At 42.0% G+C, this 20,339-nt stretch carries 17 protein-coding genes; all 17 read left to right on the top strand.

Going from position 1 to position 20,339, the window contains the following annotated elements; translation table 11 throughout:
* The first annotated feature begins 9 nt into the window (after positions 1-9).
* On the top strand, positions 10-468 hold the full coding sequence (locus tag IGI88_RS09295) for a PTS glucose transporter subunit IIA (protein WP_061053734.1): 459 nt from the start codon (positions 10-12) through the stop codon (positions 466-468).
* Between the two features lie 61 nt (positions 469-529).
* Positions 530-1,387 carry a GRP family sugar transporter gene (locus IGI88_RS09300; protein ID WP_082741556.1) on the top strand — a complete coding sequence of 286 codons (858 nt, stop codon included), beginning with the start codon at positions 530-532 and terminating at the stop codon, positions 1,385-1,387.
* A gap of 334 nt (positions 1,388-1,721) precedes the next feature.
* A complete protein-coding gene (locus tag IGI88_RS09305) occupies positions 1,722-2,057 on the top strand; it encodes a nucleotide pyrophosphohydrolase (protein ID WP_061053736.1) in 336 nt (111 codons plus the stop codon).
* A 474-nt stretch (positions 2,058-2,531) separates the two neighbouring features.
* Complete coding sequence (locus tag IGI88_RS09310) at positions 2,532-3,275, top strand: hypothetical protein (protein ID WP_008377866.1); 744 nt, start codon at positions 2,532-2,534, stop codon at positions 3,273-3,275.
* Positions 3,276-3,982: 707 nt separating this feature from the next.
* Positions 3,983-5,263, top strand: a complete 1,281-nt coding sequence (gene celB / locus IGI88_RS09315) for a PTS cellobiose transporter subunit IIC (RefSeq protein WP_086332993.1) — start codon at positions 3,983-3,985, stop codon at positions 5,261-5,263.
* A gap of 1 nt (position 5,264) precedes the next feature.
* Positions 5,265-6,164, top strand: a complete 900-nt coding sequence (locus IGI88_RS09320) for a hypothetical protein (protein ID WP_061054483.1) — start codon at positions 5,265-5,267, stop codon at positions 6,162-6,164.
* A 178-nt stretch (positions 6,165-6,342) separates the two neighbouring features.
* Entirely contained in the window at positions 6,343-7,161 is an 819-nt protein-coding gene (locus IGI88_RS09325) for a MerR family transcriptional regulator (protein WP_128432463.1), read from the top strand.
* 86 nt (positions 7,162-7,247) lie between these two features.
* Positions 7,248-7,724: an SAM-dependent methyltransferase gene (locus IGI88_RS09330; protein ID WP_034872811.1), complete on the top strand. Its 477-nt coding sequence runs from the start codon at positions 7,248-7,250 to the stop codon at positions 7,722-7,724.
* Positions 7,725-7,889: 165 nt separating this feature from the next.
* Positions 7,890-8,471: a GNAT family N-acetyltransferase gene (locus IGI88_RS09335; protein WP_061053737.1), complete on the top strand. Its 582-nt coding sequence runs from the start codon at positions 7,890-7,892 to the stop codon at positions 8,469-8,471.
* Between the two features lie 361 nt (positions 8,472-8,832).
* Positions 8,833-11,070, top strand: a complete 2,238-nt coding sequence (locus IGI88_RS09340) for an ATP-binding cassette domain-containing protein (RefSeq protein WP_429960371.1) — start codon at positions 8,833-8,835, stop codon at positions 11,068-11,070.
* 235 nt (positions 11,071-11,305) lie between these two features.
* Positions 11,306-12,781, top strand: coding sequence for a helix-turn-helix domain-containing protein (locus tag IGI88_RS09345; RefSeq protein WP_429960372.1), 1,476 nt, complete (start codon positions 11,306-11,308; stop codon positions 12,779-12,781).
* Positions 12,782-13,154: 373 nt separating this feature from the next.
* A complete protein-coding gene (locus IGI88_RS09350) occupies positions 13,155-17,732 on the top strand; it encodes a hypothetical protein (RefSeq protein WP_429960373.1) in 4,578 nt (1,525 codons plus the stop codon).
* A 39-nt stretch (positions 17,733-17,771) separates the two neighbouring features.
* Positions 17,772-18,290 (top strand): hypothetical protein, encoded by a 519-nt coding sequence (locus IGI88_RS09355; RefSeq protein WP_034871937.1) that lies wholly within the window; start codon positions 17,772-17,774, stop codon positions 18,288-18,290.
* A 24-nt stretch (positions 18,291-18,314) separates the two neighbouring features.
* The gene (locus tag IGI88_RS09360; RefSeq protein WP_008377887.1) at positions 18,315-18,878 is read left to right on the top strand and encodes a hypothetical protein; all 564 of its coding nucleotides are present in this window, start codon (positions 18,315-18,317) and stop codon (positions 18,876-18,878) included.
* Between the two features lie 34 nt (positions 18,879-18,912).
* Positions 18,913-19,242 carry an LPXTG cell wall anchor domain-containing protein gene (locus IGI88_RS09365; RefSeq protein ID WP_008377889.1) on the top strand — a complete coding sequence of 110 codons (330 nt, stop codon included), beginning with the start codon at positions 18,913-18,915 and terminating at the stop codon, positions 19,240-19,242.
* Between the two features lie 173 nt (positions 19,243-19,415).
* Complete coding sequence (locus IGI88_RS09370; RefSeq protein WP_086299089.1) at positions 19,416-19,811, top strand: hypothetical protein; 396 nt, start codon at positions 19,416-19,418, stop codon at positions 19,809-19,811.
* A gap of 125 nt (positions 19,812-19,936) precedes the next feature.
* A complete protein-coding gene (locus IGI88_RS09375) occupies positions 19,937-20,284 on the top strand; it encodes a DUF7006 family protein (protein WP_016611346.1) in 348 nt (115 codons plus the stop codon).
* Positions 20,285-20,339 lie beyond the last annotated feature (55 nt).

The raw sequence follows: 20,339 nt of genomic DNA on the forward strand, positions 1-20,339 counted from the left end.
TGATGGAACGTGCTCTTTTTTAAAGAAAAAAAAGTGTTGAGAGCTGTGGCAAAAGGTCAAATTATTCCTTTGGCAGCTGTAAAAGACCAAGTGTTTTCCTCGAAAATGATGGGGGAGGGCTATGCAATCATCGATCATGACGGTCATGTCTATTCTCCCGTTGAAGGAACGATCGAAAATATTTTTCCAACGTATCATGCAATAACAATTGGCAGTAAATCAGGAGAGAAAGTTTTGATCCATATGGGGATTGATACGGTTGAACTAAAAGGGGCACCTTTTTCTATTCACGTCACCATCGGTCAGAAAGTGCCTTGTGGTACTTTATTAGCTGAGATGGATTTGCAACAACTGGTTGAAGCAAAAAAAGATGCAGCTATCATCGTTGTTTCACCTGACCTGTCGAAAGGAAAACTGCTGAAAACAAATCAACAAGTATCGATACAAGACGATTGCTATCAATTTTAAAAACGCAAGAAAAGGCTGAGGTTTTCGCTCAGTCTTTTCTTAAGCGTATATTATAGGAGAAATGATGATATTCTTTTATTTTTTACCAGCGATAGGATGGGGTGTCATGCCGCTTATTGCGAAGCTGACTCGAGCCAAACCAATTAATCAGTTAGTTGGAACGACAACTGCTGCTGTGTCAGTCAGCTTATTGTTTACTTTTCTTATAAAACCAGAATTTACAAATATTTCCGTCATGATCGCATTTATTTCTGGATGTTTTTGGGCGATTGGACAATACTTCCAATTTTACTCGTTTCAATTTTTACCGGTATCAGAAGCAATGCCTATTTCTAATGGTACTCAATTAATAGGGACAACCTTTGTTGCCGCCTTCTTTTTCCAAGAGTGGACAAATGTTTCCATGTGGCTGATTGGCAGTGGAGGAATATTGCTGATTGTACTTGGTATATGGCTGACGTCATGGAAAGAAAAACAGACATTAGAGAATCAAAAGCGGACAAACCGAAAAGCAATTGCCTATTTGTTGCTTTCCTCTGCGGCTTTAACCGTATATGTAGTTTTGCCGCAGGCATTTCAAGTAAGAGGCTCAGGTATATTATTTCCGCAAGCAATAGGTATGTGGAGTACATCAGCTGCTTTTGCTTTTTTTAAACAAAGAGAAATTGATTGGCAGCAAATCAGAAAAAATATTAGTACGGGCATTGCATGGAGTATGGCGAACATTAGTCTATTTTTAATGATCCCAATGCTAGGGGTAGCAAAGAGTTTCACTTTTTCACAATTTGCTGTTTTGATTTCTATGTATGGCGGATTGTTGGTTTTCAAGCAGAAGAAAAAGCGTAAAGAATTTCTTTTATTGAGCTTAGGGGGAGCTTGCATAATTGGAGGAATATTGCTGATTGGTTTCATCAAGTGATTTTGAAAAAGACGAGTTTAATAAGATGTTTCAGTGCTCTTCATTCGTCAAATGCTTTAAGAACAAAAATCACAATGCTATACTAGAATCAATAGTATTCGATTCCTTTGTATTGTAAACATGTATTTTATGTGAAAGCATTTTTCAATACAACAACATACAAAAACAAGTGAGCCACGGAGAAATAACTCTATAGCCAACCACTTACAAGACTATATGAAATCAGAGCCCGTATTAAAAGGGATGGATAACTATTCGCCAACCATTCAGAGATGATAAAAACCGATCATCCAAAAACTCTTAACCCTACAAAACGAAAGGAGCCAGTCCTACCATGCAAAACCAACCCTCTTCAATGGAACGGATCAATAAATTCCGAGATGATCGCAATTGGCGACAATTCCATAATGAAAAAGATCTAGCTATTTCTATCTCCATCGAAGCCGCCGAATTGTTGGAGATTTTTCAATGGAAAACACCTGAAGAAGCCACTCAAGATTTCGAACATTTAAAAGAAGAAATTGCCGATGTTCTGATTTATTCCTATATGCTGGCAGACAATTTGGGGCTTGATATTGATGAGATCATCAAAGAAAAGCTGGAAAAAAACAACATGAAGTATCCGGTAAAAGAAAGTAAAGATTCGAAAAAGAAGTATAATGAGTTGTAACAAAAAAAGAAGCAAGGACGTTGCAAGTTCTTGCTTCTTTTTTTGATGGAATAGTAGCAACAATGGCTTTCTGAATTCATCAGTGATTGGTTACGAACGTCAAAAATCTGACATAATTGAGAAAGTTGAAGATAACTTCAAATTGGTTACATTTTTTCGGAAATTTGAAGATAACTTCAAATAAGCCCAATTTTTTATAAAAAATGAAGTTAGACCTACTGTCTGCTCGAGCAAAAACAAGATTATCCTATCCGAAAATGAAGACAAGATCATCGGGAAAAAATCGGCAACAATGAAGGGCGTTTTCTATCAAAAAGATTTCTCCCCAAAAACCTATTGCCCCCCAAGCCCACTTACTGTATAGTAAACAAGAATATTTCATGAAAATAACCAAAAATAACTAATTAAAAAGACTTTGTTATTGAAAATTGCGATTAAACGATGCTGTAAACGGAATGTAAGAAGGAGAAAACAATGACGTATTTAACAAACAATTTTGTGAATTGCATGATCACTTTAGGGTTTATCTTCATCCATCTATTTTCAAATGTTATCTCATCCAGAAAACTAAACGTGCAATACATGAGCTCCTTTGCCGCTGGGGTAGGAATCTCCTATGCGATCGTTCATCTATTGCCCCATTTGGCGTATTTTCAAACGGTGTTGATTGATGAATTTGGCTGGGACTCGGGGATTTTTTATAGTCATGGGGTCTATGGCATCGTTTTGTTTGGCTTAGTCTTCAGTTACGTGATCTACAAAATCGATGAGCGGACGTTTATGGTGTTAGAAAAGAAAGACATCACCAGTGCCAAAAACGCCTTTTTTTGGTCGGATATCGCTTTTCATGTGATTTATAATATTATGATCGGCTATATCGTGATTGCCAATACGCTATCAGAGCGTTTCTACATTTTGACCTACTTTATCGCTTTTGGTTTGCACTTTCTCATGAACGATTGGTTGCTCTATCACCATCATGGTGCCCTTTATAACAAATATGGCCGCTTTGTGCTTTCCTTCAGTATTTTCGCGGGAGCGGCGTTCTCCCTCTTTGTATCATTGCCCTACTATTTGGTGGTCATCATTGAAGCCTTGATCACCGGCGCTTTGCTGGTGAATATCATCAAATTTGAGTTACCCAATGAAGGGGAAGGCAGTATTCGTGGGCTATTGGTAGGCACGATCTGCTCTGGAATTTTGTTTGTATTTGTCTAACGCGAAAAGGAGGACTGAATCATGGATGATTCGGTCCTCCTTTTTTTATAAATACGCAAAGTAATTACTATTTTCTATTTCAATCGAACAAATCACAATAGTTTTTTATTTTTTTGACCATTATTTACAATTTTGTTACGATGTTCGCTTGCTTTTCCCAAAAACATTCTATAAAATGTAAGCGAATAGAAACCAAAAAAATAGGCACCTCGTATCTCTGCGCCAACAGATTTACGAGGCCCTGATCAGTCACACCCTTAAGACGGATGACCAATCAAGTTGCCATAGTTGATCGCCAAAGGCATCAACGTGTTTATTGTACCCGATTTCCTTGTCGATTTCTAGTAGATTCAGGCAGGTTTTTGGGCAAAAACCGTGGGATGCTGGACGCTTATTTTGCTATGCCAAAGGCATTGGACAATCTTGTCCAATGCCTTTTTTGTCGTTTGAAACGGTTCATGCGCAGGATCGTTTGCGGCAAATAAAAGGTGTGAAGATCAGTTGAGAACAGTTGCATGGAAAATAGGCAGTCATAGTTGAGAAATCCAATGCCTTGCGTTCTTACTGTGTTCATAGCAATAGCGTTTTGGCGATCAGCACTTCAATCCTAGGTTCTTGAAGGTGGCAAGCCTTGGTTTCTATTCACACTTCGAAAAGATACCTGAACGCACTCTTTCAGCGATCTTTTAAGGTTAAGGAGGAAGCTTATGAAGGATTCGTTAAAGAAATTTATGGAAGAAAAAATGCTGCCATGGGGAATGAAAATTGGCAGTGAAAAGCATCTAGTTGCCATCCGTGATGGACTTGTCACCACGATGCCTTTGATTATTATCGGTTCCATTTTTGTTATTTTATCCAACGTTCCATGGGAAGGCTTTAACCTATTTGTTACTAGTATTTTTGGCGGGGAATGGCGCAGCAAATTAGACTTTGTCGTCCAAGTGACCTTTGGTGTGATGGCGCTGTTCAATTCCTTTGCTATTGCGTATAGTTTAGCAACCACTTACCGCGTCAGCGGTTTATCTGCCGGTGTATTGGCAGCGTCGGTTTTTCTTTTAGTCACTCCGATTGAAGATGGCGGCATTCAAATGTCTTATCTTGGTAGCCGCGGGCTGATCGTAGCAATCATCACTAGTCTAATCACGGCGGAGATTTTCCGATTATTCGTACAAAAGAATATCGTGATTCGCATGCCAGAAAACGTTCCCCCGGCGGTCAGTCGCTCCTTTATTGCATTGATCCCCTCATTCTTTTGCCTCTCGCTTTTCTGGGTGATTCGTTTATTAGTGGAATCATTCGGCAACACGAATGTTCATGATCTGCTGTACAGCCTTGTGGGACAACCTTTATCGATCATTGGCGGAGGCTTTATAGGTGGTCTATTTGCCATTATGTTTACGTCATTGTTTTGGTCAGTGGGCATCCACGGTTGGGACTTGGTCTTGAGCGTCCTGCAGCCGACATGGATTCAAATGATCGATGAAAATCGGATCGCTTTTCAAAACGGCGAAACGATTCCGCATATCATCAATTATACCTTTATGAATACCTTTGTCTGGATTGGCGGTAGTGGGGTGATTTTGGGCTTGGCGATCTTGCTATTAGTCAGAAGTAAAAGTAAGTATTTAAAAGAGTTGGGGAAACTCGGATTTCCATCAACGGTTTTTAATGTCAATGAACCCATCATGTTTGGGTTGCCTGTTGTCATGAATCCATTGATTTTGTTCCCATATATTCTGACGCCGGTCGTGTGCTATGTCATCTCTTATACGACAGTTGCCATGGGGATCGTCCAACCTGCCGTCGTTTTGGTTCCCTGGTCGATGCCGCCAATCATCGGCGGTTATCTAGCCACAGGCGGACATATTTCGGGGGCAATCTTACAGCTGGTGAATCTGACGGTTTCTATCGCCATCTATTATCCATTCTTCAAAATGCTAGATAATCGGACATTAGCCAGTGAACTCGGTTCAGAAAGTGGGGCATAAAATGAAGACAAAACGATTATTGAATTGCACGGCAGCTGATTTTAAATCATTTGATAAAGACCAACTATTGGAAAGTATCCGAGGAAGTGCCGGTCGGACGATCGTAGCAGAAAATGATGTCCAAATCGATCCGATGTCTAGAGGAATCACTAATGCTGAATTCGTCGCTGCATTTGGGGCGGATTTGATTTTGCTGAACCTTTTTGATTGCGAAAACGGCGCTATCAAAGGTTTACCGACAACGGATGACCCGATTCGCTTTTTGCAGTGCTTAACGGGGCGGCCTATTGGGGTCAATCTTGAGCCTGTCGACGATTGTGCGGAACAGATGGAACAGTTGACAACTATCGCTACTGGGCGTTTGGCAACAAAGAAAAACATGGCTCGTGCAGAAGCACTTGGATTTGATTTTATCTGTCTGACAGGAAATCCTTCCACTGGCGTTTCAAATAAGGAAATCACAGCGGCAATCAAACAAGCAAGAGCCATTTTCTCTGGGATCATTATTGCTGGAAAAATGCACGGAGCTGGTGTCAATGAACCCGTGTTAGATGAAGAAATTGCGTCTGCGTTCATTCAAGCTGGAGCCGATGTTATTCTTGTACCCATTGCGGGCACGATTCCTGGGCTGAGTGAACAACACATGAGTGATCTAGTGGCCTTTATCCACCAAAAAGAGAAGTTGGTCATGGGCACCATCGGTACTACACAGGAAGGTGCAGATACAGGTACGATCCGTGCCTTGGCATTGACTAGCAAACGTGCCGGCTGCGACCTTCATCATATCGGAGATGCAGGTTTTTCTGGGACCGCTGATCCCGAGAACATCTTGCAACTATCCATCGCCATCAGAGGCAAGCGCCATACCTATCACCGAATGGCCGTCTCAGTGAACCGATAGGTGGAACAAATCGGCACATGCCTATGAAATGCAAGAAGTGTTAGAAGAATTTTTCGTTGAATGTTGAATAATGAAGCAAGACCGAAACAGAGAGTGAGTTCTTTGTTTCGGTTTTTTATAGTGAGTAGCATTGAAGTGTGGATAAAGTGTTTTTATAATAAATCTATCGGAGGTGCGTATGTTTAAGATAGGTGAATTTTCAAAGCTCTCTCAAGTGAGTATCAGAATGTTGCGTTACTATGATGAGATGGGTCTATTAAAGCCCGATAGGATTGATACGTTTACTGGTTATCGACTGTATTCGGCTGTTCAATTGCCTGAACTCAATAAAATACTCTATTTGCGTGATAGCGGCTTTAGTGTAGCAGAAATTGCGGTGTTGCTGAAAAACCAAGAGCAGGACTTCCTTGCAGAACAATTAGAAAGAAAAAAAGATGAAATTGAGACAACTATAGAGGCGGAAAAACAAAAATTAATCAAACTAGAAGTAGCTAAATTAGAATTGACGAAGGAACGAACAGAGCGCCATTATCAGGTCACAATGAAAGCAGTCCCGAGTTATCATGTGCTCTCCCTTCGCAAAGTCATACCAAATTATTTTGCTGAAGAGGAACTGTGGAGAGAACTAGCCACTTTTATGGAGCTTCATAAAATAAAGAATTTCGGACAATCATTTTCGATTTATCACGACCAAGAGTTTAAAGAAAAAAATGTCGATGTTGAATTGTGTGTGCAAGTGAAAGCAGGCCTGCAAGTAGATTCCAAAGTATTTTCTATCTACGAAACGGAGGCAGTGCCAATTATGGCGTGCACGATGGTGTACGGTGCATTCTCCAACATAGCCAACGTCTATTTGTCCTTGGCTGAGTGGCTACAAGAACATCCTTATTACCAAATGGACGGACCAGACAGGCAAATCGTGCATCGCGGTCCTTGGAATGAGCAGGAGGAAAGCAATTATTTGACTGAAATACAAATACCACTCATAAAACGATGAGTAGCAGATTTTTTCTATTTTCTCTTGACTCTCACATTGTGTCAGGCACTATTCTAAGAGCACAAAGAGGAAATGGAGGAAAGAAAATGACAGAATATAAACTACAACCGATCGGAATCATTCAAAACAATGAGGACGGATGCTTGCTCAAGCTAAAGAAAGAATATGTTCCAGCTTTGGCAGGGATTGAAGGATTTAGTCACCTTCAATTAGTATGGTGGTTCAGTGATTTTGCGGATGCAAAGTATCGAATGATTTTGGATGCTGAGCAACCCTATAAACATGCGCCTGAAAAAATGGGGATATTTGCTACGAGATCACCCATCCGACCAAATCCAATTGCATTAAGTGTTGTTCAAGTATTATCAGTCGATGTTGAGAAAGGAATTCTTTCTATTCCTTATATTGATGCAAACGACCAAACGCCACTAATAGATATCAAACCGTACACACCAAGTTTGGATCGTGTAGAAGTGCCCAGAGTTCCTTCCTGGTGCCATCATTGGCCGAACAGTTTAGAAGAATCTGCTGATTTTAATTGGGAAAATGAATTTAATTTTTAGAGGATAAAAAATAGAGGAATCAATCGGTAGATTGTTGGCGCAACAATGAAAATTTAAGAAATGTCGATGTTCGATTCAAGTAAAGAAAAAACGCGGTTTGTTTTTAAGGGACATCCTCCGCTATAATTGGGGGGAACATTAGGAAGAGCGAAAGGAGTACACCACATGCTAACAGGCAACAAAGTCACTTTAACCCCTGCGGAAATCAAAGATAAAGAAGCGGTCTATCAATGGTGTTTTCACTCTGAAACCACAAAATATCATTCCGGACCACCTTCTTATCCTAATGCACCGATCGCCACTGAAGCAGAGTTTTTTGAGGACTATCAAGAGTATTACTTTACTGGTGCCCAACCGCAAGATGGCAGAGGCTTTTTGATTCTACATGCAGGTGAACCTATTGGCTTTATTAGTTACTCCTCGTTTCATCTAAAAGACGGCATAGCAGAATTGGATATCTGGTTGAATCGAGAAGTTCATTGTGGTAAAGGATTTGGTACCGATGCGATCGTCACCCTCGGTGATCATTTACATGAAACATTCGACATTCAAAAATTGATGATGCGACCATCGAGAAAAAATATCCCTGCAGTCAGATCTTACGAAAAGGCTGGTTTTACGCAATCTACCCAAGACCTTGCTGACTATTTGTTGGAAGAGTATCTTGCTTTATATGCCGAAGGGGATTATGGGGCAGAAGAAACGGTGACATTGATCAAAACGTTTCCGTCAACTGTAGTGAGCTGATCTGGCTGATCTGGCCGATCTCTAACATTCGGCTTCAAACGATTAAAGGTTATTTCATGAAAACAGTCCATTTCACTTTGCAAGCAAGGGGAAATGGACTGTTTTTTACCTTTTAGCAATTTAAGGTCATTCAAAATACTCCTTCTTCGCTCTATCTTCTAACTTCGTTCGCACTCTAAATTCCTTCCTATACAATAGTTATCGAAAAATTGCATAAGCCCTCTATCCTTGCTATTCCAACATTGAGAACAAAACATAAAATAAACATAGTTTTTTTGCAAAATTCCGAGAAACAGCGAGAATGTTTGTGCTATAATGGTCGCTCACTGTAAAAATTCAATAGAATCTGGGAGGGTATAGCATGCAGGAATACATTACAATCCACAACGCCAGGCAGAACAATTTGAAGGGCTTTGACTTGAAGATTCCCAAAAGAAAAATCACGATTTTCACGGGTGTCTCTGGTTCTGGCAAGTCATCGATCGTCTTTGACACGATCGCACAAGAAGCTGGTCGACAGCTGAATGAGAACTTTTCGAAATTTGTCCGCAACTTTTTGCCAAAATACAGCCAGCCCGATGCGGATGCCATCGACAATCTTTCGATGGCGGTAGTAGTTGATCAAAGCCGTTTAGGCGGCAATTCCCGCTCTACATTAGGGACGATCACGGATATCAACCCCTTGATCCGCTTGCTTTTTTCTCGTCTTGGTCAACCGTATTTAGGTCCTGCATGGAATTTTTCCTTCAATGACCCTCATGGGATGTGTCCCACTTGCGAAGGGATTGGGCGGATCGTCGGGTTAGATTTAGAAAAGGCACTGGATCTTGAAAAGTCCTTGAACGAAGGGGCGATCCTGCTTCCTGGCTACAAAGTCGGCTCTTGGCTACTGAAGTCCTTCACCAATACGGGCTTTTTTGACAATGACAAGCCGTTGAAAGAATATAGCGAAGAAGAAATGAACCGCTTTTTGTATGCCCAAGGAGAAAAAATCGATTCCTTGTATATGGAAGGCATGAGTTCCACCTATGAAGGCTTAGTCGCTCGTTTTAATCGCTCCAATATCAAAGGTGGCAATGAAAGCTCCGCTGCTACGCAGAAGAAAATCGCTTCTTTCATGAATGAGCAGAAGTGTCCTGACTGTCAGGGAAAACGATTCAATCCACAAGTACTCGCGTGTAAAATCGCGGGCTATTCGATTGCGGACGTTTTGGCGATGCAAGTGGATGAACTATTGACGGTTCTTCAAGAAATCTCGGAGGAGAGTGTCCAACCCCTGCTTCAAAACATCCAAGCGAGAATCACTGATCTGATCAATATCGGGTTGGATTATGTTTCCTTAGACCGTGAAACAACGACGCTTTCTGGTGGGGAAAGTCAGCGGGTAAAAATGGTCAAACACTTGTCTTCTAGCTTGAACGATGTGATCTACATTTTTGATGAACCGAGTATTGGGCTGCATCCAAGGGATGTCCACCGATTGAATGAATTGTTAGTCAAACTACGGGACAAAGGGAACACCGTCATCGTAGTGGAGCATGATCCAGATGTCATTAAAGCAGCCGACCATATTATCGATGTTGGTCCTAAAGCTGGAAAAAATGGCGGCTATATTACTTACGAAGGAACCTTTGAAGGATTGCTGCGCTCAGATACACTGACTGGCAAAGCCTTTGGACAGATGGTGGATTTCAAAGAAGCCCCTCGCAGAAGCCAACAGTTTATCGAAACGAAAAAATCGACGCTGCATAACTTGAAAAATACAGCACTGCGGGTGCCATTAGGGGTATTTACGGTGGTGACCGGTGTCGCTGGTTCTGGAAAGAGCAGTTTGGTAAATGGTGTTTTTGCCAAAGAATACTCTGAAGCCATTACGATCGATCAATCAGCGGTGGCGGGGAATATTCGCTCTAATCCTGCAACCTATTCAGGAATCATGAATGACATTCGCAAGTTGTTTTCGCAAGAAAACAAGGTTTCAGCAGGTCTTTTTTCCTACAATTCCGAAGGTGCTTGTGAAACATGTAAGGGCCACGGGACCATCAAGATGGAGCTGTCCTTTATGGATTCCGTCGAGGTTTTGTGTCAGGCCTGTGGCGGCAAACGATTTAAAGAAGAAGTCTACCAGTATCGCTTGAAAGGCAAGTCGATCGATGAAGTCCTTGCCATGAGCATCACAGAAGCGGTTGAATTCTTTGAGGAAAAAGCGATTCAAAGAAAACTAAAACAGATTTTGGCTGTGGGACTAGGATACATGACCCTTGGACAGCCATTGAATACCTTGTCTGGTGGTGAATGCCAACGATTGAAGTTAGCAAAAGAATTAAGCAAAAAAGGCAATATCTACATTATGGATGAACCAACAACCGGATTGCACATGGCAGACATCAAGAGTATTTTGGCGATCATCGAACGACTAGTGGAAAAAGGCAACACGGTGATCGTGATCGAACACAACCTTGAGGTCATGAAAGCAGCGGATTGGCTGATCGATGTCGGTGTTGATGGCGGGATTCGCGGTGGTGAAATCTTGTACGAAGGAACCCCAGACCAACTGATTAATTGTCAATCGTCGATTACTGCGCAGTATTTATTTTAACGAAAAAACCAAGACTAGCCGTAAGCAGCTCTTTTCATCGAGTGTTGCTTGCGGCTTTTTTCATTCCATCGAAGAAGCGATTACAAGTTAGAAAATAAAATTCAGAACGCTATTTTTTTCATTATTAGTAGGTTTTTTGATAAAAATACTGTAAATTTGAGTATATAATTACCAAATAGTGGTCTATTTATGTAATAGTATAGAAAAGAATCTCTTGAAAAAAGGAGTGGAGTGGATGAGAGAGCTGCAATTGGCCTTCATCAGCAACCGCACAACCGCGCGGTTGTTTCGGCTGTTGAGTACGATTGAGCGAGATCGGGTGTTTACGATTGGCGACTTAGCTGAGCGCAATCAGGTAACTCAGCGGACGATTGCCAATGATATCAAATACATGAAAGAATATTTTGGGGACAGTATAGTTCTTGTTTCCGGCAATAGCGGGTTTGTTTTCGAAGAGAAAAAGCCTACAGAATATCAAAAAAGAAAACAAAGTTTGTTAAAAAATGAATGCTTATTTGAAATTATCGGGAATATCTTTCATGGCAAGTTAGCTAAGGTGGATGAGCTAGCACATCATTACCATTTTTCAGAGAGTACATTTCGGCGCTTACTCAATCAGCGCAACCCTATTTTGAAAAGCTATGGCTTACAATGGACCTCCAATCCTTTAACGATTGAAGGAAGCGAAGCCAACTTACGTAAGTTTTTCAAAGATTTTTATTATGAAGGGGTCGAAACGATCTATACATTGGTCCCAGACCAAGCATTGCATGACCTGATTTTAGGGCAATTGGATGACAAGTTCGGCTATTATGAAATCGGATCTGGGGCGACCCCCGCAGCGTTTTACTATACGTTTTATATTGCCATCAAACGCGCGAGCCTTGGCTATCATATCACTGTGCCCAAAGAACTGGTCAGGCAAGCGTATAAAGGGAATAGTTTCGCCAAACTTTATTCCTTGAAAAAAGGCATTGAAGAAATCTATCAGACCCAGTTGCCCAAAGAAGAATTTGCTTGGATCTACTTAGTCACCTTGTGCAAGCGAACCTTGGATCAAGAAGAACGAGAGGAAAAATTTTACCAACAATTTCATCAAGGTACAGCGATTGCAAACGTGGCCGAATTGTTTCTGCAGAACCATGATGTGCCCAAAGAGCAAGCCATTACGGTGGCGACGTTTTTACGTTCTTTCTTTTTATCGAGGAAAATAAACCATGCGACTGCGCCGGTTTTGAACAAGGAAATGGATGATATCAAAGAAGTGATCATGCGTTCCAACAGCGAGAATTATCAAAAGAACTTACAATTTCTTAAGGAGCAGAGCAAAAAACTCTCTTTGTCTAGTGCTTACTTAGAAGACATCTGTGTCAGTTTAACAATTTATAGCGAGTTGATTTTCGATTATTACGCACCAGCAAAAACCATTTATTTTCTCCTAGAAGGAGATCATTTTGTGTGCCAGCACATTCAAACTCGAGCAATCCAGCGGTTTGGCAGCAAGCACGAGTTGACCTTTGTGCAGCTGCAATATTTAACAAAGAAGACGCTAAATGGATCACATATTGATTTGATCGTGACCAATTACAATCGCTATCTCGTCGATTACAAAGTCAAAACAGATTATTTATTATTAAAATCTCTTCCAGATGATCGAGATTGGGAACATCTTGAACGGAAAATAAACCCGTATCAAAAACCGCTTTTTTAAACCCATTCCCGTACCTTTCACACAGTGAAAGAGGTAGGTTATTTATTCATCTATTTCAGGTGTTTATGAAAATAATGATTTTCTTTTGCTAAAGGACCACGCTATTCTTAGTTTAGTAAGGACCACGCGTGATACACTTACAGTTTTTTTCGTCTCAATAACCTTCGTTTTTAAGAAATAGGAACTCGTATGTAGATATTATTTTACAAAAACCCAATCTAACAACTTTCTTCAGACATTTGATTCGTCCAAATGTCTTTTTTTGTCGTTCCCCCAAAAACGAAGAATATTGAGACAACTTTGTGTGAAAAGGAGGAGACTGTTTCTTAGCTTCAACCTTCTTGACGCACCAAAGACTTGAAGAAAGGAGGATATGATGAAACTACTTACATTGTTTTCTGCAGTATTCCTACTAAGCAGCACGGCGGTCAACACGACGCTGGCGTTCCAGCAAGTTGCTTATGCAGAAACAGAGTCACTTTCTGAAGAGACGCAACACTCCTCAACTGAGGAAACCACTAATTCTGCTGATCTATCGGAAGACCAAGAAACAACCGAAGAAAGCAGTGAAGAACAATCTTCTTCGGAAGCCACGGATGATTCCACGACAGCTAGCCAAGAAAAAGCAGAGGAAAATGAAGCACTGCCCGAAGCAGAAACGCCAGATAGCTCAGAAGATGAAGCGGAAACAGAAGCTGAGAATGAGCAAGTCGAAAGGTTTGATGCTGAAGCTTCAGCGGTCGCATTGACTGTAGCAAGTGAGGCGCAATTGCGGGCAATTTTACTTGGGGAATCCTTCACCGATGAAGATGGCACGGAGTATCATTACGAAGAAATCGCCAATGATCAATCCTTGGTGCTTACTTTTGCCAACAACTTGGCATTAACTGAGCCAATCAGTGGTATCCAACGGGCAGACGTTACTTTTCGTAGTCAAGATACACCTGTGATCGTTTCGCAGACGGCGGCAGAGAACCTGATGCAGTTTGCGGCACCTGTTCAACTGACTTGGCAAGGGGTACAACAACAAGGCATTCAGTCGGCGCAAGGGCTGGCTCAAACAACTGGGGCTTCAACGATTACCTTTGAAGATACCCAACTGGAGCTGACCACTACCGCAGGACGCGTGGTGAATAACAACCAAGCACATCTTCATTTCAAAGGAACCAATGTGGTGACGACAGCGACGTCTTCCATTCCAACGTTATTCACGGCTGAAGGACTCTTGGTCGAAGGCCAATTGACGATCAATCATCGCTCATCAAATGCCACACCAATCTTTGAAATGAATCAAGTAGCAGTCGCTAGCCAAGCTGAAATTTCTGTCACCCGAAGTACCAACAGCAATACTGGCACTGTTTTTCACATGACAGGTACCGCAGCAAGCCTTGATTTTGGTCAAGGAAGTATGACCACGATTCGCCAATCTGGCGCAATGGTTTCCCTACCAAATGCCAATCAAGATAGTCGGTTGACGCTAGCAACCGGGGCAACACTAGATGTTGGCACGGGACAGGGGCTTTCTGGTAATTCCACCAGCACGCTAGGCGAAGTAAGGTTACAAGCAGGGAGTCAGTTAAAACTATCTGAGTACGGGACGGTCAGCGGGACGCCCGCCATCAATGTCGGACACCGCTTCATCGTTGAAAATAGTACCGCGGACCAACCTACCATTATTGAAGGAACGCGGACGGGCACAACGACCGGAGCTTTTATCCAGCTCCAAAGTGCAAATTCCTCCATCGATTTTGGGGAGAATACACAAACGCGAATATCGCAGCATGGACCGATGTTTACGGGTGTGGCTAGTACCACGATAGTGATTCAAGACCACGTGAAAATGAACAATCAGCATAGCAACGGGTTTAATGGCAACGTAGCAGTCAACAGTATTGCGATTGGTGATCAGGTGGATATAACCATAAGTGAACCTAGTAATGCCACTGTTGGTCAAGCGTATCGAACCTTTTTCGCAACGTCTTCGGTTCAAATCGGAAGTCATACAACAATTGACGTGCCGAGAACGCGAACGACCTCTTCAGCAAGTACATCGAATGTCGTCATCGGCTTAGCATCAAGCAACGGGAAAATCACCATTGGTGACTATTCTGAAATAGCCGTGAACCAGCGAGGGGCGTTTGTCAACGCAAGTTTGTCCCATGTCACTTTAGGGAAATACTCAAAACTAACGGGCGTATTAGGGAATGGTTTTACCGCTGGAACGATGGTCGATCAATTTGAGCTGCTTGAAGGGGCTGAAATCAATGTTGCTGAGCATTCAACGAGCACAGCAGCCAATTCTTTTTCCGTGCAACGACGTTTCTTCCTAGGAGAAAAAGCAGCGATCAATTATTCTCGCACATCATCAGCAGCCAATCCTTTCATTGCACTGGGTTCAACGTCGACGGCTTCACAATTTTTGTCAGAAGCAAATGCAACCATCACCCTCAATCAAGTAGGACCATTGGTGACTGGTCGCAGCACAACAGATATCTATATTGGTGAAGCAAATACGATCAGCCTACAAACCGCACAAGGCTTTACCGGTGGTACCTCATCTGCTGCTTCTTCAACCATTCGCCGGTTGCATGTGGGCGATCACTCTGAAATCACCGTTTCTGGACGAAGCAATGCAAATGTTGATTTTTTCCGGTTTAGAGAAGAAATCAAACTAGGTCGTGAAGCGGAAGTAACGGTCAATCATACAACGCGACAAGCTGCACGAGCCGTTTTTCGTTTAACCTTGGCGAATTCGAAATTTACGATGGAAGAAGGAAGTAAAGTCGAAGTTGATACTGGTGGACGATTTCTACAGGGAGTCGGAACAACAGATCTGTTATTCGGCGAAAATTCCTATACGAGAATAAACGCTGCTAGAGGAATGACAGGAAACACCACTGTTCGTTCAGTTACGCTTGCGCAACATGCTGAAGTGCATTTGACAGAGCCAACAACGACGGCGATTCAAAATTCAGCAACAAGTCAAAATTATTCCAGAATCCGAGTATCACAAAGAGTGGAGTTGCAAGACAATGCTACCATGACGTCAAGAAGAGATCGAACGACTTCAGATTCCCGATTTATTTGGTTGACTGCTAGTAATTCATTTGTTCGGATTGGTAAAGGGGCTACCCTCGACGTGGATCAATCTGGAGGAATCTTTAGAGTAACGACTTCCTCTAATTTCATTCTCAATGATGAGGCAACATTTAAAGGTGTTGCGAGAGGTTTAAATACTCAGGCGGGAGGCAATGCCTCAAGCAATCATTCGAATTCATTTGCGAATATCACAGTAGGGGCCAGAGCTAATTTTTCCATGACCGATAATCGGACAGGCATGGGAACATCGGCGGAATTTATCAATCGCCCGTTAGTCAATGTGCGGAATTCATTTTCGGCAGGAGAAGATTCTACGGTTGTATTGGAAACCATAAGAAATAAATCTGAAGTTCTTTATTTCAGACTTGCCAATGCACGATTGAATATAAACAATGTGAATTTGTTTGAAATTAGTCATCCTACGACAAGAACTGGTCAAGCCAATGCGCAATTGCAGCGTTTGATCCGATCTGCACAAAATACGGTTGCGAACGGTTTGAGAATCAATGTTGCGAGTCAAAAACTAGCAGTTTGGGAAAATGCTTCTTTAGATGAACCAACAGAAGAATTTATCAATATTTCCGGAACGATGCGAATCAATCGAAATGGGGGGAATACATTCCCTTATGGCGGCACAGGAAATGGCGAAGCGCGTTCCAGATTACTGAGTGGCGAGCAATTAGAGGGTTCTTTGGAAAGTCTGGAAAAACAAACGGACATTTACCAAGTGATTGCTAAGAATAACTTCAATAAGATTCGTTTTTCAGAACCAGAAGGCCTCATTGCCCGAATCGATGCATTGAGTGATCAGTCGACTGAAATCACTGGTTCCATGTACGAGGATACCGATGTCACCTTGATCTCCTATACAAATACCGATGGAGAAATCGTCGAATTGGACAAAAACTCTGAACGAATCGAATGGGGCGACTATCGGGATGAAAATCAGCTGTATCGCTATTTCCGCATTCCCTTAAGAGAAAATGAGCGATTGGAAACAGAGACAGAAGTGTCGATTTTCTTATCGAAACCTTCGATTGAGACCTATGTCGATGTGACCGCTCGTCAAACCGTGATTAAAGGTGTGAATTTTGAAGCATACAATATCACTTTAGATCGCTATAAAATTAATGAATTAAGCACGCAAGAAGAATTAGATGCTTTGATCCTTCAAGAAAGTCGCGCGCAAGCCGCAAATGTGTTGACGGAAGCGGATATGACGGATGACTTTCGCATCGTAGAAACGGATCTTACACGAGAAGTGGACGAAGACGGCAGTTACTTCGCTGTTCTTGAGGTGGGGAATAAAGCCTACCAGATGACTATCGGTATCGATGTGACATCGAAACTGGAGCATATGCGAGTGACGATCCCGACCAAAATGGTCTTTGAATCCTTGTACAATACGGCGGAATCGAATCGTAATTTTGAAAGCCAAGCGTATGAGATCCGCAATCAATCGCCAATTGCTGTGGATACCTATATCAATCAATTGGCGATCGATGATCCTGCCGGAATCGTCTTGTTAGAAGAGGGAGAAGATCCCCTCGATTACGCTGAAAGTGAAAGCGAAGAGGAAGACCCAACCCTTACTTATGACGATATCTCAACCCCGCTGTTGCGACTGAACCTAAAAACGGAAGAAACCCAGATTCAACTCTATGAAGCGATGGAAGAACAACACTTGGTTCGCTTAGAAGAAAGAAGCCGCGTGCCGATTTCCTTAACGGGGGATTTCTATGGGGACTATCCCCAGTGGGTCGTTGATTCAGAAGCCGATCAAGGCGGGTATTATGAAGACTTGCTTGTACCGAATTATCGCATCGTCTTACGCTTTGTTCCACGAGACTAAGAAAAAAAGATCGTACCAAATGGGAAGGAGGTGAATCCATTGGAGCAAACGAATCAAACCGAAAATAAAAAACGACGGAAATGGCTCTGGTGGTTGTTGCTATTGGCCGTACTTGCCGGTGGACTCGGGTACTATTTCTATCAATCAAAAGAAGCGGTTCCGTTGATCAGTGCAGACCTTTTGCCTGAATCTGGCGATGCCACCGATCAGCGATTATCTGAACGGGCGCAGGAAATTGCAGATGCGAATTATTTCACCCTGCAAATCAATCCAGAAGCCATTTTTGAAGATGGTCAAAGCACGGGATCCATCGAAATCGTTAATCCAGGCACCAATGTGTACCCAATCGCCGTGGATATCTCTTTACTGTCGAGCGGGGAAGTCATCTATTCTTCCGGTGCGATCTATCCAAATCAATTTGTTGAAAATGTCGCCTTGGCGACACCATTGGCAAAAGGCGAGTATCCTGCCAAAGCCACCATCAATATTTACGACCCTGAAAGCAAAGAAAAACAAGGGGTCACTGAAGCTGAATTAACGATTATCGTTAAGAATTAAAAAAGGAAAAGTGAGGAAATAAAAATGAAAAAATTTGTAGCAGCTATTCTAAGTACAGCAACGATCGCAGGAGTAATCGCAAGCGGCACCACCGCTTTTGCGACACAAACTATTGACGGACGTGAAGGCGATACGTCAGGAGATGTCCAAGTAAACGGGATCATCGGTGAATTCGATAATACAACACCTGGACCAAATCCCGATGATTTGAACCAATGGATCAATGTAACGATTCCAACGACTGCTTTGTTCTATACGACAGAAGCGTCAAGTCATACAGAGATCGTTTCGCCTACGTACACAGTGACAAATAACTCAGCAGTTGGTGTGATCGCTTCTGTTGCAGGTGTTGATACACCATTGAATATGTCTGAAGTAGACTTGTTAAACGTAAACGGGATTGAGTTGTTTGAAAACGGCACACCAACTGTAACAGAAACAGAATTGTTTACCCTTGAAGGCAACCAAGGAACGAATGAAGGGACGTTTGCGTTCACTGGTGAAGCAACTCCTGTCAATGCATCAGAAGAATCAAACCCAAGTTTCAAATTGGTCTTGAGTTTTGCGCCGGATGTAGAGGAAGACTAAAAACTGAAATCCCAGTAAAGAAGGGATCTATCGTATGAAAAAACGAAAAAGAATCATTTTTTTCATCGCTGCATTACTGGCTCTGACTGTCTGGGATCTATCAGAAACCGTTGTCGCAGAGGCGACAACAGGGCAGGTCACTGTGACTGGTCGAATTGGTGAAACAGCGAAGGAAGAGGAAGAAGCAGACGATGACAATAAGAAAACGATCGTCGCAGATGCTTCTCAAATCGGACAAGGGAAATTACCGCAAACAGGTTCTTCAAACACCACTCGTTTGATCATCCTTGGGTATGCACTCTTAGTACTGTTTGTCATTGCAGCGACAAGAAAAAAGAAGCACGGTGAAAGCGTCGCTCCTTAACTATCGTCATCGCTAGAAGCGTAAAGGAGAAACTGTGAGGAAAACTTACAGTTTCTCTTTTTTAATGAAAGAGTAGAGCGGATAAAAAATGAATCAAAAAGGTAAGCAGTCCTTAGTGATACCACAAACGCTGTATAAGTGAGGTCAGTGATAGTTTTGAAAGGATACAGAAGATGAAGATCAGGAAAGAAGCGTTTGAAAGAACCATCATAAATAGTGAATATATTGGCTACTATTATCATCTGCTGACTGCAGATTCTAGCCCCTATCCCGAAGGGGAACAAATAGATAAGATGCGTTACTTATTAGAAAATAATCACATAGAAGAAATAAAAGCGAATGCTCGCTATTTGTTCATTTTTCGTACGTATAAAGTACCTAGTGTCCTACAAAAAGAGTATCAGTTGTTGGAAGAATGCGTCTCGTACATCTCAAATTTGAACACCCATTTGTTGATGCCTCAAGAAGCAATTGAGCAAAGTCTTTCAATCAAGGCAGAAGATGAGGCGAAGGATCAAAAAGAGCATTACAAGCAGCTGGTCAGAGGGTTGCTGGATATTCTTCATTGACTACTGGACCTTGGTGTTTTTTCAGTAGCTAGAAAAAGTAGTGAATAGATAACGAAAAAGAATAGGCTGAGACTTAGGAAGAAAATAAGGGGGCTTGTTCCCCTCAAAGAAAGGAGCAAAGAAGCTTGACTGTATTTACTTCAAAGATAGAATATCTTGATGGATTTCAAAAGAAATTTACGGATTCCAATCGTGAAAATGGTGCCTTAGCCTCTTATGTAGAAAAGCAATTAACGTTACTTGATCAATTGGTAGCAGGGATTTCTCCAGAAACATTTTGGGCGATCACCCCAGATATTCTGGGAATCGATGCCAAACTGGTTTTAGTCACAGAAATGATGCGATTTGACGATTTTTCCGATGACGAGATCATCCGAATCGTCGAAAAAGATTATCGCTTTTATCTGAAAGAATTGTGCGGTTACAATCTAGGAATGGAAACGAAGCATTCTCTGGTTTTCAACGTGAGATAAATCAAGGAGGGGAATAGTCGGAATCACTTCTAGCAAAACGATTTGGTAAGAAGTG

The organism is Enterococcus sp. AZ179, assembly GCF_050498885.1.
Lineage (GTDB): Bacteria > Bacillota > Bacilli > Lactobacillales > Enterococcaceae > Enterococcus_D > Enterococcus_D entomosocium.